Here is a 23,494-nt window from a genome sequence, read left to right as displayed (position 1 = left end):
GGGTTTTCCTAAGGGGCGGGTCGACACGGCTATGACACGTACAGCCTTCCCGCCCCGGGTAAGGTGTTCGTGTCATAGGTCTTGTCAAACCCTGCGATCCGTCTGATGCGGTCGCTTGGGTCGCGTGCGCCATGGTCTGAGGACCAAGTATGTTGACGCACGCCGGACGAGCATGGCGCTCGTGGGAGACTACTCCCCTAGGACGGAGCGGATTCTGCCTAGGCAAAACCCATCGTGCAAGCAGAAATTTCTACCCGCGCTTGGCCCGGTAGATTCGAAAGCCCTGTCCTTCGGCCTTGATTGCGCACGGGCCCAGATGCTCTTCGATCAACGGCTGGTACTTCAGGAAGCTGTTGGCAACCAGGCGAAGTTCGCCGCCGTTTTTCAGATGTTTGGCCGCTTTTCGCAGCAAGTTCTCCGTCGCGTAATAGTCGGTGTGAACCCCGACATGGAACGGCGGATTGCTCAGGATCGCACTCAAACCCATGGGGGCGGCGTCGATGCCATCACCGGTGATCACCTCGGCTTCCAGGCCGTTGGCTGCCAGGGTCAAACGGCTGCTGGCGGCGGCAAATGCGTCGACATCCAGCATCGTCACCTGATTGTGTGGGTAGCGACGTTTTACCGCAGCGCCCAACACGCCGGCTCCACAGCCGAAGTCCAGCAAGTGCCCGCCCGGCAGTTTGTCCAGATGCTCCAGCAACAGCGCGCTGCCGCGATCCAGTCGGCCATGGCTGAACACGCCCGGCAGGCTGATGACCTTGAGCGGGCCTTCGGCCAGTGGCAGTTCGTATTCCTGGGCCAGGCTTTCCAGCGGTTTGGCTGGCGGAGCATTGGCCACGGTGACCTGCCAGAGCTGGCAATGACGTGCGCTGTCGAGCTTGCGCGGCTTGCCGAACGGGTTCAGTTGCTTGGCTGCGCCTTCGATGCCGCTTTTTTTCTCCCCGACCAGAAACACCTCGCGACCTTCCAGTCGCGAGGCGACGGCGTTGAGGATGTAGTCGGTCAGATCCTTGGCCTTGGGCAGAAACACTACGGCGGCTTCAAATTCGAATGCCGGCACGTTCACACCAAAATCGCTACGCCCTTCAAAGCGTGCATCCAGCGCGGCCTGGTCGCCGGCATGCCAGCACCAACCGCGCGCGGCGGGCAGGCGGCCGAGCAAGTCATCGGCGGGCAAGCCGGCGAGCAGCACGGCGCCCTGGAATAATTCAGCCTGACGAAGCAGTACTTCACTGCGCGGATCCATAACTGCTCCTGTGAAAAAAAGTGCCGCAGTTTATCAACTGACGACTCGCAATGCCTTACCGCTGAAATAGCCCAAGGCGTTTTCGGTGACCTGGCCCACGATCCGCTGGCGAGCTTCGCGGCTGCCCCAGGCGTTGTGCGGGGTGACGATCAGGCGCGGGATGTCGTTGGCCAGCAACGGATTGCCGTTGACCGGAGGCTCCACGCTCAGCACGTCGGTGGCGGCGCCGCCCAGGTGACCGTTGCGCAAGGCATCGGCCAGCGCTTGCTCATCGATCAGGCCGCCACGGGCGGTGTTGACCACGAATGCACCGGGTTTCATCGAGGCCAGTTCACGGGCGCCGATGAAGTGCCGGGTGTGTTCGTTGAGGGGGCAGTGCAGGGTCAGCGCATCGATCTGCGGCAGCAATTGATCCAGCGGCAGGCGGTCGGGTCGGGCAGGGCGCCCCGGAATCTGACCCAGCAATACGCGCATGCCGAACGCTTCTGCCAGTCGCGCGACGGCGCCGCCCAGTTCTCCGTGGCCCAGCAGGCCCAGGGTTTTGCCCTCCAGTTCGACGATCGGGTAGTCGAGCAGGCAGAACTGTTTGGCTTGCTGCCAGCGACCTTCACCGACAGCTTTCTGATAGTCGCCCAGGCGTGTTGCCAGGTTGAGCAACAGCATGATGGTGTGTTGCGCCACGGACGGTGTGCCATAGCCCTGGCAGTTGCACACGGTGATGCCATGGGCGCGGGCGGCGGCGAGGTCGACGTTGTTGGTGCCGGTGGCGGTGATCAGGATCAGCTTCAGATCAGGGCTGGCGGCAATGGCGGCAGCGTCGATCATGATCTTGTTGGTGATGGCGACGGTGGCGCCCTTGAGGTGTTCGATCACCTGATCGGGCAGTGTCTGGGCGAATAACTTCAATTCGCTGAAGCACCCGCGCAGTGGGTCGAGATCCAGATCGCCAAGATCCAGGGACGGGTGATCGAGGAAAACGGCGCGGCGGTTGTTCGTCATCAACTGTACCTTTTGTGCAATGGACTGAAGGCGTAATCTGCCCAGCCTATCAGATGAAATAAATAGTTACGCTTGGCCTGAAGGAGCCCTCATGTATTGGACAGAATTCTTGACCGTTGCCCTGATTCACCTGCTGGCGGTGGCCAGCCCGGGCCCGGATTTTGCCGTGGTGGTGCGTGAAAGCGTGACCCATGGGCGTCGAGCCGGCACCTGGACGGCACTGGGCGTTGGTACGGCGATTTTCCTGCATGTGGGGTATTCGCTGCTGGGTATCGGTCTGATCGTGTCGCAATCGATCATGCTGTTCAACGCGCTCAAATGGGCCGCCGCCGCTTACCTGCTGTACATCGGCTTCAAGGCATTGCGTGCACAGCCGGCCAAGCCGGTGGCGGACAATCTGCACAAAGAGGCGGGTGAGCGTACGGCGCGCGGCGCCTTCACCGCAGGCTTCGTGACCAACGGTCTCAACCCGAAGGCCACGCTGTTCTTCCTGTCGTTGTTCACCGTGGTCATCAACCCGCACACCCCGCTGATGGTGCAGGCCGGTTACGGGATCTACCTCGCGGCAGCGACGGCAACCTGGTTTTGCCTGGTGGCGATGCTGTTCAGCCAGCAGCGCGTGCGCGCAGGTTTTGCTCGAATGGGGCACTGGTTTGACCGGACCATGGGTGCGGTGTTGATCGCCATCGGTGTGAAGCTCGCGTTTACCGAGATGCATTGAGTCTGGTTGAAATGGCTGCGGCGTATCCCGTCGCAGCCACACGATCAGTGGGCGACGGCCTTCGACGCCTGACGCTGGCGGGCGTACTCCAGAAAGCCCTCCATATCGCTGCTGCATAAAATCCGCGACGCGACCTTGACCTCTTCCATGGGCCAGTCCCACCACGCGCATGCCAGCAACTCACGGCGCACGTCTTCTTCAAAGCGCCAGCGGATGTGGCGGCAGGGGTTGCCGCCGACGATTGCGTAGGGCTCGACGTCGCGGGTCACGACGGCACCTGCCGCCACGACGGCACCATGGCCGATAGTCACGCCGGACAGGATCATGACGTCGGCGCAGATCCAGCAATCGCTGCCGATTACCACATCGCCCTTGGTCGGGCTGGCGCCGGGAATGTCCCGGGCTTCATCAATCATCAGGGGAAAGGGGTAGGTGCTGACCCAGTCGGTGCGATGCCCGCCGCCCAACAGGATCTTTACGCCTTCGGCGATCGAAGTGTAGGAGCCGACTTTCAGAATCGTATCGTCACCGAACTCCATGACCTCCGGGATGCCATAGGTGCCCACACCGATCTCGTAGCGGGGGTAGCGCAAGCGGATTTTTTCCGGTGCCCTTTGCAGTTTTTCCAGGCGCTTGAGATGTTTTCTGGTTTTTCGTTCTTTGAGTTTTTCTAGGAATTTCATTGGCAAGCCTGGAAAACGGGGGAAAAGAGAGCGGTCAGCGGGCGTATCTAACGTTTCAGGACTAGTCGCTTGAAACGCCTGAAGGTGGTTCCGTTCATGTGGCGCCAGGGGATGGAGCGCAGCAGTTTCCAGGCCTCTTTCTTGTCTTCGACAACCGCGTACTTAAGGGCCTTGTTCACCAGATGGGCACGGGCACTCTGATAGGCAGGATGACTCATGTACGGCTCGATGGCCTCAAGGTCCGCCTGGAGCAGCACTTTGTACTTTTTCGACAGGTTATTGGCGTGCCGCCGATAGCGGGTCACACAGACCGGCAATTCATGGATTTCGTAACCGAGCCGGGCAATGCGCAAGGTCATCTGGAAGTCCTGGACCCGCAGGTGCGGTGCGTAGAAACCGGCACTGCGCATCGCACTCATGCGATAGAGCGCGGCGGGTGCACCGATTACGATGGCTCCGCTTAAAATCTGATCGAAGTCATACACATGGATCTTGTCGCGCTGTTGCTGCTTGATGGTCTTGCCATCGCTGTCCATGTAAATGATCAGTGCGCCCACGCAGCCGACATTCGGATGTTTATCCAGGTAATCGGCTCTTATGCGCAGTGACTGCGGGAGCATGATGTCGTCCAGATCGGGCGTCGAGACGTATTCTCCCTTGGCATACTGCAAACCATGATTGAGCGCCGCACTGACCCCCTGGTTGGGTTGCGTGTAGAGCTGGAAGTCATGGGTTTTCTGCAGTTGCTTGAGCATGGCGACGCTGTTGTCGCTCGACCCATCGTCGACAATGATCACTTCGAAGTTCGGATAGTCCTGGGCAAAGATGCTTTGGATGGCCTCCTCCAGATACTTTTCCGCGTTGTAGCAAGGCGCCACGATGGAAACCAGGGGCGCTTGCGATTTGGCGGAACCGGCAAGAGGTGTCGCGTTATCGTTCATTGTGGTTTGCAGTACCGATCGCTGTTGACGAGAAATGCCTTGAAACCAGACGGCTGACAGGTCGATGGGCCATTGTTTCGCAAAGGATACATAGGCTCGCACGAAAGACATTGTGCCATCCATCACAACGTTGTGTTTGAAACGTAAGTGATAATGGCGCAAGGCTAGCATTTATGCGGCTCTGCAAATCATTCCTTTGGCTGATTTGGCCGGCGAAAAGGCGCACTACAGTGCTTGCTTTCAGCCACGACCGTGCAGTCAGAAAAAGGGGTTCTTATGTTGCAGACACGTGTTATCCCCCCAGCCGAAGGCGCTTACCAGTATCCGCTGCTGATCAAACGGTTGCTGATGTCCGGGACACGATATGAGAAAACCCGCGAAATCGTTTACCGCGACCAGTTGCGCTACAGCTATCCGACACTGATCGAACGTGTCGCGCGCCTGGCCAATGTGCTGACGGCGGCCGGGGTCAAACCCGGGGACACGGTCGCGGTCATGGATTGGGACAGCCATCGCTATCTGGAGTGCATGTTCGCCATTCCGATGATTGGTGCAGTGATCCACACCATCAATGTGCGCCTGTCACCGGAGCAGATCCTCTACACCATGAATCACGCCGAGGACCGCTACGTGCTGGTCAACAGCGAGTTCGTGGGCCTGTACAAGGCAATTGCAGGGCACCTGACCACGGTCGAGAAAACCCTGCTGCTGACCGACCTGCCGGAAAAGACCGCCGACCTGCCGAACCTGATCGGCGAGTACGAGCAGTTGCTGGCCGCCGCGAGCCCGCAGTACGACTTTCAGGACTTCGACGAAAATTCGGTCGCAACCACTTTCTACACCACGGGCACCACCGGTAATCCCAAGGGTGTGTACTTCACCCATCGGCAACTGGTCCTGCATACGATGGGCGTGTCGACCATCATGGGCGCCATCGACAGCGTGCGCCTGCTCGGCACCAATGACGTGTACATGCCGATCACCCCGATGTTCCACGTGCATGCCTGGGGGCTGCCGTATGTGGCGACCATGCTGGGGCTCAAGCAGGTTTATCCGGGGCGCTACGATCCGGAGTTCCTGGTCGAGTTGTGGCGCAAGGAGAAGGTCTCGTTTTCCCACTGCGTGCCGACCATCCTGCAAATGGTCCTCAACGCCAAGGCGGCGCAAAACATCGATTTCGGCGGCTGGAAAATCGTCATTGGCGGCAGTGCGCTCAATCGTGCGCTCTACGAAGCGGCCAAGGCCAAGGGCATTCAGCTGACGGCGGCTTACGGCATGTCGGAAACCGGGCCGCTGGTCTCGTGCGCGCACCTCAACGACGAATTGATGGCCGGCAGCGAAGACGAGCGCACCACCTACCGGATCAAGGCTGGCGTACCGGGACCATTGGTGGAGGCTGCAATCGTCGATACCGACGGCAATTTCCTTCCGGCGGATGGCGAGACCCAGGGCGAACTGGTGCTGCGTGCGCCGTGGCTTACCGAGGGTTATTTCAACGAACCGCAGAAAGGCGCTGAGCTCTGGGCGGGCGGATGGCTGCACACCGGTGACGTCGCCACGCTGGACAGCATGGGTGTGATCGATATTCGCGACCGGATCAAGGACGTGATCAAGACGGGGGGTGAATGGATCTCCTCTCTGGACCTCGAAGACCTGATCAGTCGACACGTGGCGGTACGCGAAGTAGCAGTGGTGGGAATTGCCGATCCACAGTGGGGCGAGCGCCCGTTTGCCTTGCTGGTCGTGCGTGAAGGCCATGTGGTCGGGGCCCGGGAACTCAAGGAACATCTCAAGCCTTTCGTGGAGTTGGGACACCTGAGCAAATGGGCGATCCCGAGTCAGATTGCCCTTGTTACTGAAATTCCCAAGACCAGTGTCGGCAAGCTCGACAAGAAGAAAATTCGCCTCGACATCAGCGAATGGCAAGCCACCAACAGCACCTTCCTCTCGACGCTTTAATCCTCCCGCGGCGTGCCCGAAAGGGCGCGCCAGCCCCACCAAGCAAGCGCTTGGCTTGTCAAATCCGTATTTTCAGCCATCCTTGCCGTGCCGACGGGTGTCGGCCTGGCAAAGGACTGTTCCAGAGTGCCTGGCAGGTGCAAATCACACTTTAGAGGGATCAAGCACTACTACCTGCTGGCTATAGTCCGCTCAAGGATTTTTAAGAACGGAGCAAACGCACAAACCGGGGCGATGCAACTTTGGAATGACTTTGGGATGCCTTGGCTCCCTGTCCTCCAAGCGTTTTTAAAAGTGCTCACTGCCATAACAATAAAATGCACATGGAGAAGCGTCGATGACATCAGTAAACCAGTTCTGGCGCCGGGCTAAACTGCCCTTGGCCGTCAGCCTTGCCTCTACGCTCGCCGGACCCGCATTCGGCGTCAGTTTCAACATCGGAGAAATTGAAGGTCAATTCGACTCGTCCCTGTCGATCGGTGCCAGTTGGTCTACTGAGAACGCCAACAAGAACCTCATCGGTGTCAACAACGGCGGCCGTGGCCTGTCCCAGACTTCCGATGACGGTCACCTGAACTTCAAGAGCGGTGAAACCTTCTCGAAGATCTTCAAGGGCATCCATGACCTTGAGTTGAAGTATGGCGACACCGGCGTCTTCGTCCGTGGCAAATACTGGTACGACTTCGAACTCAAGGACGAAAGCCGTCCATTCAAGGACATCAGCGACGACAACCGCAAGGAAGGCGCCAAGTCCGCCGGTAGCGAACTTCTCGACGCCTTCGTTTATCACAACTATGCCATCGCCGATAAACCCGGTTCCGTGCGACTGGGCAAGCAGGTCGTCAGCTGGGGTGAAAGTACCTTTATCGGTGGCGGTATCAACTCGATCAACCCGATCGACGTGTCCGCGTTCCGCCGTCCAGGCGCCGAGATCAAGGAGGGCCTGATTCCGGTCAACATGTTCTATGTGTCCCAGAGCCTGACCGACAACCTGTCGGCCGACGCCTTCTATCAGCTCGAATGGGACCAGACCGTCGTCGACAACTGCGGCACCTTCTTCTCCCAGCCCGACATCGTCGCCGACGGTTGCGATGGCAACCTGCGCGTGTTGAACAAACGCTCGACCATTCCGGCAGCGGCCCTGCCGACTCTGACCCGCTTGGGTGTCGACGTCGACAACGAAGGTGTGCTGGTGCGCCGTGGTCCGGACCGCGATGCGCGGGATAGCGGCCAATGGGGCGCGTCCCTCAAGTACATGTTCGATCCGCTGGACACCGAGTTCGGTGCCTACTTCATGAACTACCACAGCCGTGCGCCGGTCTTCAGCGCCACGGGTGCTCCAGCATCGACTTTTGCCGGGGTAAGGGCTCTGCCGGCGCAGTTGCAGGCGTTGGCGCCGCTGATTGTCGCGGGTAACTCGAGCTATTTCATCGAATACCCGGAAGACATCCGCCTCTACGGCTTGAGCTTCTCCACCACCCTGCCTACCGGCACGGCGTGGAGCGGTGAGATCAGCTACCGTCCAAACGCGCCGGTACAACTCAACACCACCGACATTCTGTTCGCCGGTGTACGTCCTCTGGGCGGCGCACTGACCAATGCGTCGTTGCTCTCCGCCCCACCAGGTTCGGATCTGCACGGCTATCGCCGCAAGGAAGTCACCCAGTTCCAGACTACCCTGACGCACTTCTTCGATCAGGTCATGGGCGCCGAGCGTCTGACCCTGGTGGGCGAAGTGGGCGTAACCCACGTAGGCGGCCTGGAAAGCACCTCCGACGTCCGTTATGGCCGTGACCCGGTATTCGGTCCTGGCGAACTGCCGGCGACCGGTGGCCAGAACACTTGTATCGCGCTCAACCAGAGCACGATCAACGGTGCAGGTCCAGGTACACCGACCAACAACCTCAGCCGCAATTGCACCGACGAAGGCTTCACTACACCGACTTCCTGGGGTTATCGCGCTCGTGCGATCTGGGAATACAACGACGTGTTCGCCGGTGTGAACCTCAAGCCGAACGTGGCCTGGTCCCACGACGTGGAAGGTTACTCCCCTGGCCCTGGCGGCAACTTCGAGGAAGGCCGCAAGGCGGTCAGCCTGGGTGTCGACGCCGAGTACCAGAACACCTACACCGCAAGCCTGGCGTACACCAACTTCTTCGACGGCAAGTACACCACCGTGGATGACCGCGACTTCGTTGCGCTCAGCTTCGGCGTGAACTTCTAAGCACTGTATTTTCAGGACGAGTACACACATGAAAATTACAAAAAGTCTGTTCCACGCCGGTGTTCTGGGACTTTCGCTGCTGGCGACCAGCGTAATGGCGGCAGTCCCGGCGGCCGAAGCGGACAAGCTGGGCAAGAGCCTGACCCCGATGGGCGCGGAAATGGCGGGTAACGCCGACGGTTCGATCCCGGCCTGGAAACCGCTGCCGAAGAATGCCGGCACCGTCGACAGCAAGGGCTTCCTGTCCGATCCGTTCGCCAGTGAAAAGCCGTTGTTCACCATCACGGCGCAGAACGTCGAGCAGTACAAGGACAAGCTCGCACCTGGCCAGTACGCGATGTTCAAGCGCTACCCGGACACCTACAAGATGCCGGTCTACCCGTCCCATCGCGGTGCGACCGTGCCGGATGACGTGTTCGCCGCCATCAAGAAAAACGCCACCAACACAGAGCTGGTATCCGGTGGCAACGGGCTGAAGAACTTCGAGACCGCCGTACCGTTTCCGATTCCGAAAAGCGGTGTCGAGGTGATCTGGAACCACATCACCCGCTATCGCGGCGGCAGCGTGACTCGACTGGTCACTCAGGCCACGCCGCAGGCCAACGGCTCGTTCAGCCTGGTGTACTTCCAGGACCAGTTCGTGTTCCGCGACAAGATGAAGGATTACGATCCGAAGAACCCGGGCAACATCCTGTTCTACTTCAAGCAGAAAGTGACCGCGCCGGCACGTCTGGCCGGTGGTGTGCTGCTAGTGCACGAAACCCTCGACCAGGTCGCCGAGCCGCGTTCGGCGTGGGTCTACAACGCCGGTCAGCGTCGTGTGCGTCGTGCACCGCAAGTGTCCTATGACGGCCCGGGTACAGCCGCCGACGGTCTGCGCACTTCCGACAACCTCGACATGTACAACGGTGCGCCGGATCGTTACGACTGGAAGCTGGAAGGCAAGAAAGAGATGTACATCGCCTCCGACGCTTACAAGCTCGACGATCCGAAGCTCAAGTACGCCGACATCATCAAGGCAGGTCACATCAACCAGGATCTGGCCCGTTACGAGTTGCGTCGCGTCTGGCACGTGGTGGCGACTTTGAAGGAAGGTCAGCGCCACATCTACGCCAAGCGTGACTTCTACATCGACGAAGACACCTGGCAAGCGGCGGTGATCGACCACTACGACGGTCGCAACCAGCTCTGGCGCGTGGCGGAAGCTCATGCCCAGCCTTACTACAACGTTCAGGTGCCGTGGTACACCCTGGAAGCCCTGTACGACCTGCAGTCGGGTCGCTATCTGGCACTGGGCATGAAGAACGAAGAGAAGTCGGCATATGACTTCGGCTTCACCGCGACCACCGCGGACTTCACCCCGAACGCCCTGCGTCAGGATGGCATTCGTTAAGCGTCAGTAAACCGAGGCCGCATCCTCTGAAACGCCCCGACTGGTTCGGGGCGTTTTTTTATGGCGATCTTTCCGTGAACAACGTTGCGTTACAGGCGGAGATAATTTTGTTCGTAGTCTTTTTGTAGCCATTTGTAGCAATTATCTTCATTCCCTCATCGTTTACCGCTAGTCTGCGGACATCTGCAACGCCGCCACCTGCAATTCAACAAGAGCCGGCCATGACTGATCTGTCCCCACCACCAGGTCCTGCAAGCATCGCTATCGCGGCGTTGGACGGGCGTTTTTATCGACCGCCATTGCCCGATGGTCATGTGCTGCGTCCGCGGCTTTGCGAACGTCTGAGCGCGGGGCTCGATGGCCGGCTGCTATTGGTGAGTGCGCCAGCGGGGTTCGGCAAGAGCTCGTTGGCGGTGGAGTTCTGCCAGTCGCTGCCGGGTCATTGGCAGAGCTTGTGGCTGGGGTTGAGTCCACGGGACAGTGATCCTGGCCGCTTCCTCGAACGGCTGCTCGAGGGCCTGCAGGACTTTTACCCGCAATTGGGCAGGCAGTCCCTGGGGCTGCTGAAAATGCGCCAGCGCCATCAGCCTTTTGCCTTCGAGGAATGGCTCGACGGATTGCTCGATGAACTGGCCGTGCAGCTGTCGACAGCAACGCCGCTGTTACTGGTGCTCGATGACTATCATCTGGCCCAGGGGCCGGTACTCGATCGTTGCCTGCAGTTTTTCCTCAATCACCTTCCCGACGGTTTACTGGTGATGGTCACCAGCCGTCAGCGACCTGACTGGCATCTGGCGCGCCTGCGCCTGTCGCGGCAGTTGCTGGAGTTGCATGAACAGGACCTGCGTCTGACCCATGACGAAGCCCTGAGCTTGCTCGATCGCCACAGCAGCTCCCTGCGTGGCGAGGCGCTGGAAGCGCTGATCCAACGCAGTGAAGGCTGGGTCGCCGGATTGCGTTTCTGGCTGCTGGCAGCGTCGGAAGCCGGCACTCATGGCGCACTGCCCCAGACGCTTCACGGTGGGGAAGGGCTGATCCGCGACTACCTGCTTGAAGAAGTCATCGATTGCCTGCCCGCCGAAGTGCAAGCTTTCCTCTACGACACCGCGCCCCAGGAGCGTTTCTGCAGCGAACTGTGCGACGCCGTTCGCGATGCCCACGACAGCGCTGAAATCCTGCGCTTCCTGGCGGCTCATCAGGTGTTTCTGGTGCCGCTGGATGAGCATGGTCACTGGTATCGCTATCACCATCTGTTTTCCGATCTGTTGCGTTCGCGGCCTGCCGTCCAGTCGATGGTGCCGGCTGCGAGCCTGCACTTGCGTGCCTGCCGCTGGTTCAATGCTCAGGGTTTGCTTGACGAGGCGGTAGAGCAGGCATTGCGCGCCGGACATCTGGATGTCGCGGCGAACCTGGTGCAAAACCTTTCGGAAGAGCAACTGCTGGCCGAGCAGAATGTCGGCATGTTGCTGCGCTGGAAAATGGACTTGCCTGACAGCCTGCTGATCAGCACGCCACGGCTGATCGTGCTCTACAGCTGGGCGTTGGGGTTGGCCTGTCAGCTGGACGCTGCTGAGGAATTGGCCGCGCATTTGAGCCGTTTCCTGCCGGCGCCATCGGCCACTGCGCAAAAGTCGATGCTGGCCCAATGGCTGGCCCTTAGCGGGATCATCGCCCGCGGGCGCGGCAATCGTGAACTCACGCTGCGCTATTGCACCGAAGCGCTGGAGAGCCTGCCCGCCAAACGCTATGGCCAGCGTTTGATGTGCCTGTCCACGCTGTCCAATCTGGCGATTGCCGACGGTGACTTGTGGCGTGCACGCCAGTTGAACCGTGATTCCCTGGAGCTGGCACAACGTGTCGGCAACCCGTTGTTCGAAGCGCTGACCCATTACGACCGCGCGCGGGTGCTGCAAGCGCGAGGGGAGATCCTTCGCGCCATGGATGAAGTCCGGCAGGGGCTGCGTCGCCTGCAAGGGCTGTCACCGCAACGCCTGTATGCCGTTCGCGCACGGTTGACGTTGTACGAGGGTTTTCTGCTGGCGCTGCGCCTGCAACCGCACGCCGCGCGCCAGCGCTTGCAGGTCGGCTTGAGCGAAGCGCGGGCCTGTCGCGATATCAGTGTGCTGATCGGCCATTGCGTGATTGCCCGGCTCGAAGGCAGCAGCGGGGAGTTCGCCAAGGCCTTTGCCGAGCTGGCCGAAGCCGAGCGACTGATGCACATCTGGGACGTGCCGCCGATTTACTATCTGGCAATGATCACCCTGGTCAAATGCGAGCTGTGGCTGGCCCAGGGGCGCATCGATCTGGCGGAAGCCTGGCTGGCGCGACTGGGGCAGACCTACAACGGAGAACACCCGGCCGCACCACCGGAATTCCACCCGCAGTTGCCGTTGCACATCGAGTTGCAGCAAGCCTTGCTGGAAGTGATTCAAGGGCAACCCATGCTGGCCGAAGGACGCTTGAATGCGCTGCTCGAGCACGGCCAGCAAACCGGTCGGCAGATGTTGAGCGCGATGGCATTGACGCAAAAAGTCTCGCTATTGCTCGGCGCCGGGCGTGAGCCCGAGGCACGCAAGGCATTGGGGCACGCACTGGACGCTGCCGCCGGCGGCATTCTGCAACCCTTCGACAGGTTGCTGGCTGAACATCCCGACTGGCTTCGCGGGCAGTTGCCATGCGGCGCGTTGACGACCGTTGCCCAGGACCTCGTCGATAAACTTCCGGCACAATCTGCGCGTTCTGCCCTGGAGGTCGCTCCTGTTTCCGAGCAACTGAGTACCCGGGAACTGGCAGTCCTGCGCCTGATCGCACAGGGTTGCTCGAATCAGGAAATCAGCGACCAGCTGTTCATTTCCCTGCACACGGTCAAGACCCACGCCAGCCATATCAACAGCAAGCTTGGCGTCGAGCGGCGGACACAGGCGGTGGCGCGGGCGAAGGAACTGGGGGTTTTGGGTTAAGGAACTTTCACGTTACATCGCCCGGTAAATCCCTCGATACTCAAGTGTGCGAAAATCGCTCGTCCCGTTTATCGAGCAGGCCCCGATGTCCCAGCAACCTTCCCTTATCCGAGAAACCTTCCCCGTCGGCCCGTTGCAGTGCAACTGCACGATCATCGGCGATCCGCTCACGAAAAAGGCCATCGTCGTTGATCCGGGCGGCAATCACGAACTGATCCTTGCCCGGCTTGAAGCACTGGGCCTGAAGCTGGTCAGCATCATCCACACCCACGCGCATCTCGATCACTTCCTGGCTTCCGGTCAGTTGAAGGAGAAAACCGGCGCAACCCTGCATTTGCACAAGGAAGATCAGTTCCTCTGGGACAATCTGGAAATGCAATGCCAGATGTTCGGCGTGCCCTACACGCCAGTGCCATCACCGGATCGCTGGTTGGCCGACGATGAAGAACTGGCTTGTGGCTGCGGCGTTGCCCTGCACACGCCAGGGCATACGCCGGGTTCCATGAGCTTCTGGTTTTCGGAAGCTAAACTGCTGATTGCCGGCGACACCTTGTTCCGTCGCGGAGTCGGGCGTACGGATTTGTGGGGTGGCGATCAGGGGACGATCGTGCGTTCGATCAAGCAGCGCCTGTATACCCTCGATGAGGAGGCAATCGTGGTGGCCGGGCATGGCCCTGACACCCGCTTGGGCGATGAAATGCGTGAGAACCCGTTCGTTCGGGCCTGATTTGTAACAAGCGGAATTTTCCCCGGGCGAAATGATCCAACGCCCGCAAAGGTTCGATGCTTACGTCCTTTGCACCACAGAATGCAAAAAGTAGGAGCTCTTCATGTTCACCACCCGTCGTTTGATTATTGTTGCTACTGCCGTGGCGCTGTTGTCCGGTTGTGCATCGCCCAACCCATATGACGGAAGTCAGGGGCAGGCTGATGGTGGCTCGCAAGGCATGAGCAAAACCGCCAAGTACGGTGGCCTCGGTGCCTTGGCCGGTGCACTGGCCGGTGCCGCCATCAACCACGATAACCGTGGCAAGGGCGCGCTGATCGGTGCCGCAGTGGTCGGTGCTTCCGCCGCCGGTTACGGCTACTACGCTGACCAGCAGGAGAAGAAACTGCGCGCCAGCATGGCCAACACCGGCGTTGAAGTGCAGCGCCAGGGCGATCAGATCAAGCTGATCATGCCGGGCAACATCACTTTCGCCACCGATTCGGCGAACATCGCTCCAAGCTTCTACCAGCCGCTGAACAACCTGGCCGGCTCGCTGAAGGAATTCAACCAGAACCAGATCGAAATCGTCGGCTACACCGACAGCACCGGCAGCCGCCAGCACAACATGGACCTGTCCCAGCGTCGGGCCCAGAGCGTCGCGACTTACCTGACCTCGCAAGGTGTGAGTGGCACCAACCTGAGCGCCCGTGGCGCCGGTCCGGATAGCCCGGTTGCCAGCAACGCCGACGTCAATGGCCGTGCACAGAACCGTCGTGTAGAGGTCAACCTCAAGGCGATTCCGGGGCAGCAGTATGGTGCCCAGCAGCAGGGCAACGTTCAGCAATACCCATAATTGTCTGACTGAACCCCAGACATAAAAAAACCGCCCGATCCTTAATGGCTCGGGCGGTTTTTTTTCGCCTGAATTTGCTTACTTCTTCAGACCATAATGCTCATCGAGCATGCCCGGGGCGTTCGGGGCTTTAGGTGCGTAGTCGCGCGGTGGTTCCTGACTGCGCGGTGGCGTCAGGCGTTCCCGTGGAGCCTGCGTCGCATCGGCGTGCAGGGAGGCCAGCAAGCGTTGGCGGGTCTGCTCGTCCAGGGCCAGGCGGTTGGCGCCCTCGGCGAGATGATCCTGCACTTCCTGATAGCTCTGAGTCAGTTTCTTGACCAGTGTCGCAGTGCTGTTGAAGTGGGTCACCACTTCGTTCTGATAACTGTCGAAGCGTTCCTGAATATCGTCCAGCTGACGTTGCGTGCTGCTAGGCGCGGCATTCGGCGCAAGGCGAGCGATCAGGAATCCAATGGCGACACCCACAACCAGGGCAAGAGTCGGCAACAACCAAACTAAGAGCGAGTGTTCCACGAGTCCTTCCTCTATAAACGGCTTTGCTTTACGTTAACGGCTCGAACCTGCGCTGTATACCGCGATTCACTCGCAATGGACAGTCGCAGACAATTTGCTAGACGAGTCGACCTGATTCGAGGTCACGGAGTTCCTTCCTTGCTGATGCGTGAAACCCCTGTAGTGATTGATGGCCCTGTTGGGCAGCTGGAAGCCCTCTATCTGGATAACGAGCAACCGCGCGGTATTGCGCTGATCTGCCACCCGAACCCGGTGCAGGGCGGCACCATGCTCAATAAAGTGGTCTCGACCCTGCAGCGTACCGCCCGCGATGCCGGCCTGATCACCCTGCGCTTCAACTACCGTGGCGTCGGCGCCAGCGAAGGCACTCATGACATGGGCACGGGCGAAGTCGACGATGCCCAGGCCGCAGCGGCATGGTTTCGGCAAAAGCACCCGGATCTGCCCCTGACCCTGTTCGGCTTCTCCTTCGGCGGTTTTGTCGCCGCCAGCCTCGGCGGACGCCTGGAAGCCAGAGGCGAGCAGATCAAGCACCTGTTCATGGTCGCACCAGCGGTCATGCGCCTGGGCGATCAGGATCAACTGCCGCAGCAGGGCGAACTGACCCTGATTCAGCCGGAAACCGACGAAGTCATCGACCCGCAAGTCGTCTACGACTGGTCCGAACAACTGGAACGTCCCCATGAGCTGCTGAAAGTGGCAGAATGCGGGCACTTCTTTCATGGCAAGCTGACCGATCTCAAGGATCTTATCCTGCCGCGTCTTTCGAATTGATTGCAGTCTGACAAGCGATTACCCATGACGACTCGTACCCGTATCCTCACCGGCATTACCACCACCGGCACGCCGCACCTGGGCAACTACGCTGGCGCCATCCGCCCGGCGATCGTCGCCAGCCGTGACAGCAATGCCGATTCGTTCTACTTCCTGGCCGACTATCACGCCCTGATCAAATGCGATGACCCGCTGCGCATTCAGCGTTCGCGTCTGGAAATCGCCGCGACCTGGCTGGCCGGTGGCCTGGATGTGGATCGCGTGACCTTCTACCGCCAGTCCGACATCCCGGAGATTCCCGAGCTGACCTGGCTGCTGACCTGCGTCGCCGCCAAGGGCCTGCTCAACCGCGCCCACGCCTACAAGGCTTCGGTGGACAAGAACGTCGAGACCGGTGAAGACCCGGATGCCGGTATCACCATGGGCCTGTACAGCTACCCGGTGCTGATGGCCGCGGACATTCTGATGTTCAACGCGCACAAGGTGCCGGTCGGTCGCGACCAGATCCAGCACGTGGAAATGGCCCGTGACATCGGTCAACGCTTCAATCACCTGTTCGGCCAGGGCAAGGAGTTCTTCACCATGCCCGAGGCGCTGATCGAGGAAAGTGTGGCGACGTTGCCGGGCCTCGACGGTCGCAAGATGTCGAAGAGCTACGACAACACCATCCCGCTGTTCAGCAGCGCCAAAGAGATGAAGGACGCGATTTCGCGGATCGTCACCGACTCCCGTGCCCCGGGCGAAGCGAAAGATCCAGACAATTCGCACCTGTTCACCCTGTTCCAGGCCTTTGCTACCCCCGCGCAAGCCGACGAGTTCCGTAGCGAACTGCTGCAGGGCCTGGGTTGGGGCGAGGCGAAGAACCGCCTGTTCCAGTTGCTGGACAACGAACTGGGCGAGTCCCGTGAGCGTTATCAACAACTGATCGAGCGCCCGGCGGACCTGGAAGACATCCTGCAGCACGGTGCGAAAAAGGCCCGTGCGGTGGCGACGCCGTTCCTTCACGAGCTGCGTGAAGCGGTGGGCTTGCGCTCCTTCGTCGCTCAGACACAAGTGGCGGCGACCACCAAGAAGAAAGCTGCGAAAGCCGCGCGTTTCGTCAGCTTCCGCGAAGACGACGGCAGCTTCCGCTTCCGCCTGCTGGCAGCCGATGGTGAACAACTGCTGCTATCGCGCAACTTCGCTGACGGTAAAACCGCCGGGCAGGTGACCAAGCAACTGCAATCGGGCCAGCCATTGGACGTGCGTAGCGAAGACTTGAGCTTCAGCGTCTGGCTGGAAGGCGAGTGCGTCGGCGATAGCCCGGCTTTCGCTGACAGCGCCGCGCGCGACGGTGCGATCGACGCCCTGCGCATTGCGCTGACGCCGATTCAGGAATAATCAACGGCTCGACCCGACCAAGGGTTGATTGCCATTCCCACGGGCCATCGCTAAAGTGACGGCCCGTTTTTGTTGCCTTGCTAACGAATTATGACGCCCCTAGAACGATATCAAGCTGATCTGAAACGCCCGGAGTTCTTCCATGACGCTGCGCAGGAAACGGCTGTGCGTCATTTGCAGCGCCTGTACGACGATCTGGTCGCGGCCGAGCAGAACAAACCAGGCCTGCTGGGCAAACTGTTTGGCAAGAAGGATCAGACGCCGGTCAAGGGCCTGTATTTCTGGGGCGGCGTAGGTCGCGGCAAGACTTACCTGGTCGACACCTTCTTTGAGGCGCTGCCGTTCAAGGAAAAGACCCGTACACACTTCCACCGCTTCATGAAGCGCGTGCACGAAGAAATGAAAACCCTGGGCGGCGAGAAAAACCCGCTGACCATCATCGCCAAGCGTTTCGCCGCCGAGACCCGGGTGATCTGTTTCGATGAGTTCTTCGTTTCCGACATCACCGACGCCATGATCCTTGGCACCCTGATGGAAGAGCTGTTCAAGAACGGCGTGAGCCTGGTCGCGACTTCGAACATCGTGCCGGACGGCTTGTACAAGGACGGCCTGCAACGTGCGCGTTTCCTGCCGGCCATCGCGCTGATCAAGCAGCACACCGATATCGTCAACGTCGACAGTGGCGTCGATTACCGTCTGCGCCATCTCGAACAAGCGGAACTGTTCCACTTCCCGCTGGACGAAGCCGCCCACGAAAGCCTGCGCAAGAGTTTCCGTGCGCTGACGCCGGAATGCACTGCAGCAGTCGAGAACGACGTGCTGATGATCGAAAACCGCGAAATCCGCGCCCTGCGCACCTGTGATGACGTGGCCTGGTTCGACTTCCGCGAACTGTGCGATGGCCCACGCAGCCAGAACGACTACATCGAACTGGGCAAGATCTTCCACGCCGTGTTGCTTAGCGGTGTCGAGCAGATGAGCGTCACCACCGACGACATCGCCCGTCGTTTCATCAACATGGTCGACGAGTTCTACGACCGTAACGTGAAACTGATCATTTCTGCCGAAGTAGAGCTCAAAGACCTCTACACCGGTGGCCGCCTGACGTTCGAGTTCCAGCGCACCCTCAGCCGCCTGCTGGAAATGCAATCCCACGAATTCCTGTCTCGGGCGCATAAGCCGTAGAGCGGTTCGGAAAATGAAAAGGCCTGCGATTGCAGGCCTTTTTTTTCGCTAATGGCTTACCGGGATCTCTGTAGGAGCGAGCCTGCTCGCGATAGTGCCGGGTCAGTCACATTAAAGCTGGATGTGCCGACGTCATCGCGAGCAGGCTCGCTCCTCCATTGAAATTGTGTTGATTCTGGAATCTACGCCGCTTGCTGAAACTGCTGCCGATACTGGTTCGGCGACAACTCAGTGTGCTGCCGGAACAGTCGGGCAAAGAAGCTGGCGTCGTCGTAGCCAACTTCATAGCTGATGGTCTTGATGCTCTTGCGGCTGCCGGACAGCAGGCCCTTGGCGGTTTCGATGCGCAGGCGTTGCAGGTAGTGCAGCGGCTTGTCGCCGGTGGCGGTCTGGAAGCGGCGCATGAAGTTGCGGATGCTCATGCCGTGCTCGCGGGCGACGTCTTCGAAGCGGAATTTGTCGGCGAAGTGCTCTTCGAGCCAGTGCTGGATCTGCAGGATGATCACGTCCTGATGCAGTTTCTGGCCGCCGAAGCCGATTCTTCCTGGCGAGTAGCTGCGCTGCACCTCGTAGAGAATGTCCCGGGCCACTGCCTGGGACACATTGGCGCCGCAGAAGCGTTCGATCAGGTAGATGTACAGGTCGCATGCCGAGGTGGTGCCGCCCGCGCAGTAGAGGTTATCGGCGTCGGTCAGGTGCTTGTCCTGGTTGAGGTAGACCCGCGGGAAGCGTTCGGCGAAGGCATTGAAGAAGCGCCAGTAAGTGGTCGCTTCCTTGCCGTCGAGCAACCCGGCCTCGGCCAGCCAGAAGACTCCGGTGGCCTCGCCAACGAGTACGGCGCCGCGTGCATGTTGCTGGCGCAGCCAGGGCAGGACTTGAGGGTAGCGTTGGCAGAGGTTTTCGAAGTCGTCCCAGAATGCGGGAATGACGATGATGTCGGCATTTTCCAGCCCGCCGTCCACTGGCATGAGCACATTGCTGAAACTTTGCACAGGTTTGCCGTCGGGGCTGACCAGGCGGGTTTCGAAGGCCGGTACCAGGCCGTGGCCCAGCTGTTTGCCGTAGCGCAGACTGGCGAGGTGGAAGAAATCCTTGGCTTGCATGAGGGTGGAAGCGAAAACCCGGTCGAAGGCCAGGATGCTGACGCGCCGCAGGGGCGTGGAGGCTTGGTTAGACATAATTCAACTTTATTTTTATAGGGGAAAGTGGTCACCAGACGGCTGGATCGTCTTATTTTTTGTCGGATGTGTCCAGTGTCCTGTATCGGACACGGGGCTTAGTCTCTGAAGGCCTACCTCTTCTAAAAACTAACGACAGGTGCCGCATGATTCCCAGAACCTTGTTCAGTTCCGAGCACGAACTCTTCCGTGACAGCGTGCGAACCTTTCTGGAAAAAGAGGCGGTGCCGTTCCATGGGCAATGGGAAAAACAGGGCTATATCGACCGCAAACTCTGGAACAAGGCGGGGGAGGCGGGGATGTTGTGCTCGCATCTGCCGGAAGAGTACGGCGGCTTGGGGGCGGACTTTCTTTACAGTGCGGTGGTGATCGAAGAAGTGGGGCGGCTGGGGCTGACCGGCATCGGTTTCTCCCTGCATTCGGACATCGTGGCGCCGTACATCCTGCATTACGGCAGTGAAATGCTGAAACAAAAATACCTGCCGAAACTGGTTTCCGGGGAGATGGTCAGCGCTATCGCCATGACCGAGCCGGGCGCCGGTTCGGACCTGCAAGGGGTCAAGACCACGGCAGTGCTGGACGGCGACGAATATGTGATCAACGGCTCGAAAACCTTCATCACCAACGGTTATCTCGCTGACCTGGTGATTGTCGTGGCCAAGACTGATCCGAAGGCGGGCGCGAAGGGCACCAGCCTGTTTCTGGTGGAAGCCGATACGCCGGGCTTCGACAAGGGCAAGCGCCTGGAGAAGGTTGGCATGAAGGCTCAGGATACATCGGAGCTGTTTTTCCAGGATGTCCGGGTGCCCAAGGAAAATCTGTTGGGGCAGGCAGGGATGGGTTTTGCCTATCTGATGCAGGAATTGCCGCAGGAGCGTCTGACCGTGGCGATTGGTGGGCTGGCGTCAGCCGAAGCGGCGCTGGAGTGGACGCTGGATTACACCCGTGAGCGCAAGGCGTTCGGCAAATCGATTGCCGACTTCCAGAACACGCGATTCAAGCTGGCGGAGATGGCGACTGAAATCCAGATCGGCCGGGTCTTCGTCGACCGCTGCATGGAACTGCATCTGCAAGGCAAGCTCGACGTGCCCACGGCGGCGATGGCCAAGTACTGGGGAACCGACCTGCAATGCAAGGTTCTCGATGAGTGCGTGCAGTTGCATGGCGGATACGGCTTCATGTGGGAATACCCGGTCGCCCGGGCGTGGGCGGATGCGCGGGTGCAGCGGATCTATGCCGGGACCAATGAGATCATGAAGGAGATTATTGCGCGGTCGCTTTGATCTGCTGTGACTGTTATGCCGCCATCGCGAGCAGGCTCGCTCCCACGGGTACAGTGCAATCCCTGTGGGAGCGAGCCTGCTCGCGAATGGAGAGATGAGTCAATCAAGGCGCAGGATTCGGATGATCCTTGTGAATCGCCTCGATCCCTTCCAGCACTTCATCCGACAGTTTCAGATCAAAACTGGCAATGTTGCTGTCCAGTTGCTCCAGCGTTGTCGCGCCGATGATGTTGCTGGTGACGAACGGCTGCTGCGTCACGAAGGCCAAGGCCATTTGTGCCGGATCAAGGCCGTGCTCGCGCGCCAGCGCCACGTAGCGGCTGCACGCTGCTTCCGACTGCGGGTTGAAATAGCGGCTGAAGCGGCTGTAGAGGCTCAGGCGGCCTTTCGGTGGACGGGCACCACCTTCGTACTTGCCTGACAGAAAACCGAACGCCAGCGGCGAATAGGCGAGCAATCCGCATTGTTCGCGAATGGCGATTTCCGCCAGGCCGACTTCGAAGCTGCGATTGAGCAGGTTATAGGGGTTCTGGATCGATACCGCGCGCGGCCAGCCACGGGCTTCGGCCAGGGCGAGGAAGCGCATGGTGCCCCACGGCGTTTCGTTGGACAGGCCGATGTGGCGGATCTTGCCGGCCTTGACCTGCTCATCGAGCGCTTCGAGGGTGTCTTCCAGTGGTGTCAGGTTGGCTTCGATCTTGTGCTTGTAGCCCAGTTGTCCGAAGAAATTGGTGCTGCGCTCGGGCCAGTGCAGTTGGTAGAGGTCGATGTAGTCGGTCTGCAGGCGCTTGAGGCTGCCATCCACGGCTTCGGTGATGTGCTGGCGGTTGTGGCGCAGGTTCTTGTCGCGGATGTAGTCGATGGTGTTGCCGGGGCCGGCGATCTTGCTGGCCAGTATCCAGTCGGCGCGATCGCCGCGGCTCTTGAAGTAATTGCCGATGTAGCGTTCGGTGGTGGCGTAGGTTTCGGCCTTGGGTGGCACCGGGTACATCTCGGCGGTATCGATGAAATTGATCCCGGCGCTCTTGGCCCGCTCAATCTGGGCGAAGGCTTCAGCTTCGCTGTTTTGCTCGCCCCAGGTCATGGTGCCGAGGCAGAGTGCACTCACGTTCAGGTTGGTCCGGCCTAACTGGCGATACTCCATCGGGGAGCTCCTTGGGCAAAACAAGCATAAAAGCAGGTTGAATTATTTTTCGCAATCTGCATAATTGCGCACCTCTTTCTGCAGTGGAAGTGATGCGCCGCCGCCGAAGAATCTTGCCGTTGAACGGACGCGCCGACCCGAGCCCCCGAAAGCGTCTGTATCCGGCTGCCTTTGACTTGTCAAAGTACGCACTATTCAGTAAGATCCGCCGTCTTATTTACAGGCGGCCCCTGAGGCTATAAAGAATGAAAACTTTTACTGCTAAACCGGAAACAGTAAAGCGCGACTGGTTTGTCGTCGACGCTGCTGGTCAGACCCTGGGTCGTCTGGCCACCGAAATCGCCAGCCGTCTGCGTGGCAAGCACAAGCCTGAGTACACTCCTCACGTTGACACCGGCGACTACATCGTCGTGATCAATGCCGAGCAGATCCGTGTTACTGGCGCTAAAACCAGCGACAAAATGTACTACTCCCACTCCGGTTTCCCGGGCGGCATCAAGTCGATCAACTTTGAAAAGCTGATCGCCAAGGCCCCTGAGCGCGTGATCGAGACCGCGGTGAAAGGCATGCTGCCTAAGAACCCGCTGGGTCGCGACATGTACCGTAAGCTGAAAGTCTATGCGGGCGCTGCACACCCTCATACTGCTCAGCAGCCCCAAGAACTGAAGATTTAACGGAATAGTTCATTATGTCGGCGACTCAAAATTACGGCACTGGCCGTCGCAAGACCGCAACCGCACGCGTTTTCCTGCGTCCGGGCACTGGTAAAATCTCCATCAACAACCGTTCGCTGGATACCTTCTTCGGCCGCGAAACTGCCCGCATGGTAGTTCGTCAGCCGCTGGAGCTGACCGAGACTGTCGAGAAATTCGACATCTACGTCACCGTGATCGGCGGTGGTGTAAGTGGCCAGGCTGGCGCAATCCGCCACGGTATCACTCGCGCCCTGATGGACTACGACGAAACTCTGCGCAGCTCGCTGCGTAAAGCTGGCTTCGTAACCCGCGATGCACGTGAAGTTGAACGTAAGAAAGTTGGTCTGCGTAAAGCGCGTAAGCGTCCGCAGTACTCGAAGCGTTAATTCGCTTCCACGTTCAAAAAAGAACGCCCAGTTTCCTCACGGAGCTGGGCGTTTTTTTGTGTCTGCGATTTATAAAAGAATTGCTCTGTGACAACTTGCCACATCCGTAGACGCCCTATACTACAAGGCTTGAGGGGGGTAGCTCCCGGTAATTACCTTGTCAGAATTGGGGGTTTTCATTACCATTCGGCAAAATTTTTATAAGTACATAGATTTATTTAGTAGATGCCTGATTTAACAGGCCACAAAGCTGATGGGAGAGGAC

Annotated in this window: 20 protein-coding genes and 1 riboswitch; of the genes, 13 read left to right on the top strand and 7 right to left on the bottom strand. The window is 59.5% G+C overall.

What is annotated here, in order from left to right:
- Positions 1-86: 86 nt before the first annotated feature.
- A riboswitch (yybP-ykoY riboswitch) is annotated at positions 87-211 on the bottom strand.
- 39 nt (positions 212-250) lie between these two features.
- Complete coding sequence (locus tag DKY63_RS15075) at positions 251-1,249, bottom strand: class I SAM-dependent methyltransferase (RefSeq protein ID WP_110964834.1); 999 nt, start codon at positions 1,247-1,249, stop codon at positions 251-253.
- Positions 1,250-1,282: 33 nt separating this feature from the next.
- Positions 1,283-2,248 carry a 2-hydroxyacid dehydrogenase gene (locus DKY63_RS15070; RefSeq protein WP_110964833.1) on the bottom strand — a complete coding sequence of 322 codons (966 nt, stop codon included), beginning with the start codon at positions 2,246-2,248 and terminating at the stop codon, positions 1,283-1,285.
- A gap of 91 nt (positions 2,249-2,339) precedes the next feature.
- On the opposite strand from DKY63_RS15070, the gene DKY63_RS15065 reads away from it, so the two are divergent.
- A complete protein-coding gene (locus tag DKY63_RS15065) occupies positions 2,340-2,969 on the top strand; it encodes a LysE family translocator (RefSeq protein WP_110964832.1) in 630 nt (209 codons plus the stop codon).
- A gap of 44 nt (positions 2,970-3,013) precedes the next feature.
- Here DKY63_RS15065 and DKY63_RS15060 read toward each other — a convergent pair whose 3' ends face one another.
- Both DKY63_RS15060 and DKY63_RS15055 read right to left on the bottom strand, forming a co-directional pair.
- Positions 3,014-3,652, bottom strand: coding sequence for a CatB-related O-acetyltransferase (locus DKY63_RS15060; protein WP_110964831.1), 639 nt, complete (start codon positions 3,650-3,652; stop codon positions 3,014-3,016).
- 47 nt (positions 3,653-3,699) lie between these two features.
- Complete coding sequence (locus DKY63_RS15055) at positions 3,700-4,593, bottom strand: glycosyltransferase family 2 protein (protein ID WP_110967930.1); 894 nt, start codon at positions 4,591-4,593, stop codon at positions 3,700-3,702.
- A 276-nt stretch (positions 4,594-4,869) separates the two neighbouring features.
- Here DKY63_RS15055 and DKY63_RS15050 point away from each other — a divergent pair, with 276 nt between their 5' ends.
- From DKY63_RS15050 to DKY63_RS15025, 6 genes are all read left to right on the top strand, one after another.
- Positions 4,870-6,552 (top strand): fatty acid--CoA ligase, encoded by a 1,683-nt coding sequence (locus tag DKY63_RS15050; RefSeq protein ID WP_110964830.1) that lies wholly within the window; start codon positions 4,870-4,872, stop codon positions 6,550-6,552.
- 337 nt (positions 6,553-6,889) lie between these two features.
- Positions 6,890-8,776, top strand: a complete 1,887-nt coding sequence (locus DKY63_RS15045) for a DUF1302 domain-containing protein (protein ID WP_110964829.1) — start codon at positions 6,890-6,892, stop codon at positions 8,774-8,776.
- A 28-nt stretch (positions 8,777-8,804) separates the two neighbouring features.
- Positions 8,805-10,169, top strand: a complete 1,365-nt coding sequence (locus DKY63_RS15040; protein ID WP_110964828.1) for a DUF1329 domain-containing protein — start codon at positions 8,805-8,807, stop codon at positions 10,167-10,169.
- A gap of 221 nt (positions 10,170-10,390) precedes the next feature.
- Entirely contained in the window at positions 10,391-13,129 is a 2,739-nt protein-coding gene (locus DKY63_RS15035) for a LuxR C-terminal-related transcriptional regulator (protein WP_110964827.1), read from the top strand.
- Between the two features lie 85 nt (positions 13,130-13,214).
- Positions 13,215-13,856 (top strand): MBL fold metallo-hydrolase, encoded by a 642-nt coding sequence (locus DKY63_RS15030; protein WP_110964826.1) that lies wholly within the window; start codon positions 13,215-13,217, stop codon positions 13,854-13,856.
- A gap of 103 nt (positions 13,857-13,959) precedes the next feature.
- Positions 13,960-14,691, top strand: coding sequence for an OmpA family protein (locus tag DKY63_RS15025; protein ID WP_110964825.1), 732 nt, complete (start codon positions 13,960-13,962; stop codon positions 14,689-14,691).
- 78 nt (positions 14,692-14,769) lie between these two features.
- Here DKY63_RS15025 and DKY63_RS15020 read toward each other — a convergent pair whose 3' ends face one another.
- Positions 14,770-15,204 (bottom strand): YhcB family protein, encoded by a 435-nt coding sequence (locus DKY63_RS15020; RefSeq protein ID WP_110964824.1) that lies wholly within the window; start codon positions 15,202-15,204, stop codon positions 14,770-14,772.
- Between the two features lie 144 nt (positions 15,205-15,348).
- On the opposite strand from DKY63_RS15020, the gene DKY63_RS15015 reads away from it, so the two are divergent.
- The 3 genes from DKY63_RS15015 (at position 15,349) to zapE (ending at position 18,543) form a co-directional block, all read left to right on the top strand.
- The gene (locus DKY63_RS15015) at positions 15,349-15,978 is read left to right on the top strand and encodes an alpha/beta hydrolase (protein ID WP_110967929.1); all 630 of its coding nucleotides are present in this window, start codon (positions 15,349-15,351) and stop codon (positions 15,976-15,978) included.
- 24 nt (positions 15,979-16,002) lie between these two features.
- Positions 16,003-17,358 (top strand): tryptophan--tRNA ligase, encoded by a 1,356-nt coding sequence (locus tag DKY63_RS15010; RefSeq protein ID WP_110964823.1) that lies wholly within the window; start codon positions 16,003-16,005, stop codon positions 17,356-17,358.
- 90 nt (positions 17,359-17,448) lie between these two features.
- Complete coding sequence (gene zapE / locus DKY63_RS15005) at positions 17,449-18,543, top strand: cell division protein ZapE (protein WP_110964822.1); 1,095 nt, start codon at positions 17,449-17,451, stop codon at positions 18,541-18,543.
- Positions 18,544-18,725: 182 nt separating this feature from the next.
- On the opposite strand, the gene DKY63_RS15000 is transcribed toward zapE, so the two are convergent.
- On the bottom strand, positions 18,726-19,646 hold the full coding sequence (locus tag DKY63_RS15000; RefSeq protein ID WP_204354356.1) for a GlxA family transcriptional regulator: 921 nt from the start codon (positions 19,644-19,646) through the stop codon (positions 18,726-18,728).
- Between the two features lie 221 nt (positions 19,647-19,867).
- Here DKY63_RS15000 and DKY63_RS14995 point away from each other — a divergent pair, with 221 nt between their 5' ends.
- Entirely contained in the window at positions 19,868-21,004 is a 1,137-nt protein-coding gene (locus DKY63_RS14995) for an acyl-CoA dehydrogenase family protein (RefSeq protein WP_110964820.1), read from the top strand.
- 103 nt (positions 21,005-21,107) lie between these two features.
- On the opposite strand, the gene DKY63_RS14990 is transcribed toward DKY63_RS14995, so the two are convergent.
- Positions 21,108-22,148, bottom strand: a complete 1,041-nt coding sequence (locus DKY63_RS14990; protein ID WP_110964819.1) for an NADP(H)-dependent aldo-keto reductase — start codon at positions 22,146-22,148, stop codon at positions 21,108-21,110.
- Positions 22,149-22,393: 245 nt separating this feature from the next.
- On the opposite strand from DKY63_RS14990, the gene rplM reads away from it, so the two are divergent.
- Together rplM and rpsI are read left to right on the top strand one after the other, a co-directional pair.
- The gene (gene rplM, locus DKY63_RS14985) at positions 22,394-22,822 is read left to right on the top strand and encodes a 50S ribosomal protein L13 (RefSeq protein WP_110964818.1); all 429 of its coding nucleotides are present in this window, start codon (positions 22,394-22,396) and stop codon (positions 22,820-22,822) included.
- Positions 22,823-22,836: 14 nt separating this feature from the next.
- The gene (gene rpsI, locus DKY63_RS14980) at positions 22,837-23,229 is read left to right on the top strand and encodes a 30S ribosomal protein S9 (protein ID WP_110964817.1); all 393 of its coding nucleotides are present in this window, start codon (positions 22,837-22,839) and stop codon (positions 23,227-23,229) included.
- Positions 23,230-23,494: the final 265 nt, after the last annotated feature.

The organism is Pseudomonas putida, from assembly GCF_003228315.1.
In the GTDB taxonomy this organism is placed as follows: domain Bacteria; phylum Pseudomonadota; class Gammaproteobacteria; order Pseudomonadales; family Pseudomonadaceae; genus Aquipseudomonas; species Aquipseudomonas putida_S.
Note: the sequence above shows the minus strand (reverse complement) of the source record. Positions and strands in the feature narration are given on the sequence as shown.

Excerpts from the sequence above, each read along its gene's own strand:
- DKY63_RS15045 (WP_110964829.1), top strand. The coding sequence starts at position 6,890 with ATGACATCAGTAAACCAGTTCTGGCGCCGGGCTAAACTGCCCTTGGCC.
- DKY63_RS14990 (WP_110964819.1), bottom strand. The coding sequence starts at position 22,148 with ATGGAGTATCGCCAGTTAGGCCGGACCAACCTGAACGTGAGTGCACTC.
- DKY63_RS15030 (WP_110964826.1), top strand. The coding sequence starts at position 13,215 with ATGTCCCAGCAACCTTCCCTTATCCGAGAAACCTTCCCCGTCGGCCCG.
- DKY63_RS15040 (WP_110964828.1), top strand. The coding sequence starts at position 8,805 with ATGAAAATTACAAAAAGTCTGTTCCACGCCGGTGTTCTGGGACTTTCG.
- DKY63_RS15050 (WP_110964830.1), top strand. The coding sequence starts at position 4,870 with ATGTTGCAGACACGTGTTATCCCCCCAGCCGAAGGCGCTTACCAGTAT.
- DKY63_RS15025 (WP_110964825.1), top strand. The coding sequence starts at position 13,960 with ATGTTCACCACCCGTCGTTTGATTATTGTTGCTACTGCCGTGGCGCTG.
- DKY63_RS15055 (WP_110967930.1), bottom strand. The coding sequence starts at position 4,593 with ATGAACGATAACGCGACACCTCTTGCCGGTTCCGCCAAATCGCAAGCG.
- DKY63_RS15070 (WP_110964833.1), bottom strand. The coding sequence starts at position 2,248 with ATGACGAACAACCGCCGCGCCGTTTTCCTCGATCACCCGTCCCTGGAT.
- rplM (WP_110964818.1), top strand. The coding sequence starts at position 22,394 with ATGAAAACTTTTACTGCTAAACCGGAAACAGTAAAGCGCGACTGGTTT.
- rpsI (WP_110964817.1), top strand. The coding sequence starts at position 22,837 with ATGTCGGCGACTCAAAATTACGGCACTGGCCGTCGCAAGACCGCAACC.
- DKY63_RS15035 (WP_110964827.1), top strand. The coding sequence starts at position 10,391 with ATGACTGATCTGTCCCCACCACCAGGTCCTGCAAGCATCGCTATCGCG.
- DKY63_RS15065 (WP_110964832.1), top strand. The coding sequence starts at position 2,340 with ATGTATTGGACAGAATTCTTGACCGTTGCCCTGATTCACCTGCTGGCG.
- DKY63_RS15015 (WP_110967929.1), top strand. The coding sequence starts at position 15,349 with ATGCGTGAAACCCCTGTAGTGATTGATGGCCCTGTTGGGCAGCTGGAA.
- DKY63_RS15075 (WP_110964834.1), bottom strand. The coding sequence starts at position 1,249 with ATGGATCCGCGCAGTGAAGTACTGCTTCGTCAGGCTGAATTATTCCAG.
- DKY63_RS15060 (WP_110964831.1), bottom strand. The coding sequence starts at position 3,652 with ATGAAATTCCTAGAAAAACTCAAAGAACGAAAAACCAGAAAACATCTC.
- zapE (WP_110964822.1), top strand. The coding sequence starts at position 17,449 with ATGACGCCCCTAGAACGATATCAAGCTGATCTGAAACGCCCGGAGTTC.
- DKY63_RS15000 (WP_204354356.1), bottom strand. The coding sequence starts at position 19,646 with ATGCAAGCCAAGGATTTCTTCCACCTCGCCAGTCTGCGCTACGGCAAA.
- DKY63_RS14995 (WP_110964820.1), top strand. The coding sequence starts at position 19,868 with ATGATTCCCAGAACCTTGTTCAGTTCCGAGCACGAACTCTTCCGTGAC.
- DKY63_RS15010 (WP_110964823.1), top strand. The coding sequence starts at position 16,003 with ATGACGACTCGTACCCGTATCCTCACCGGCATTACCACCACCGGCACG.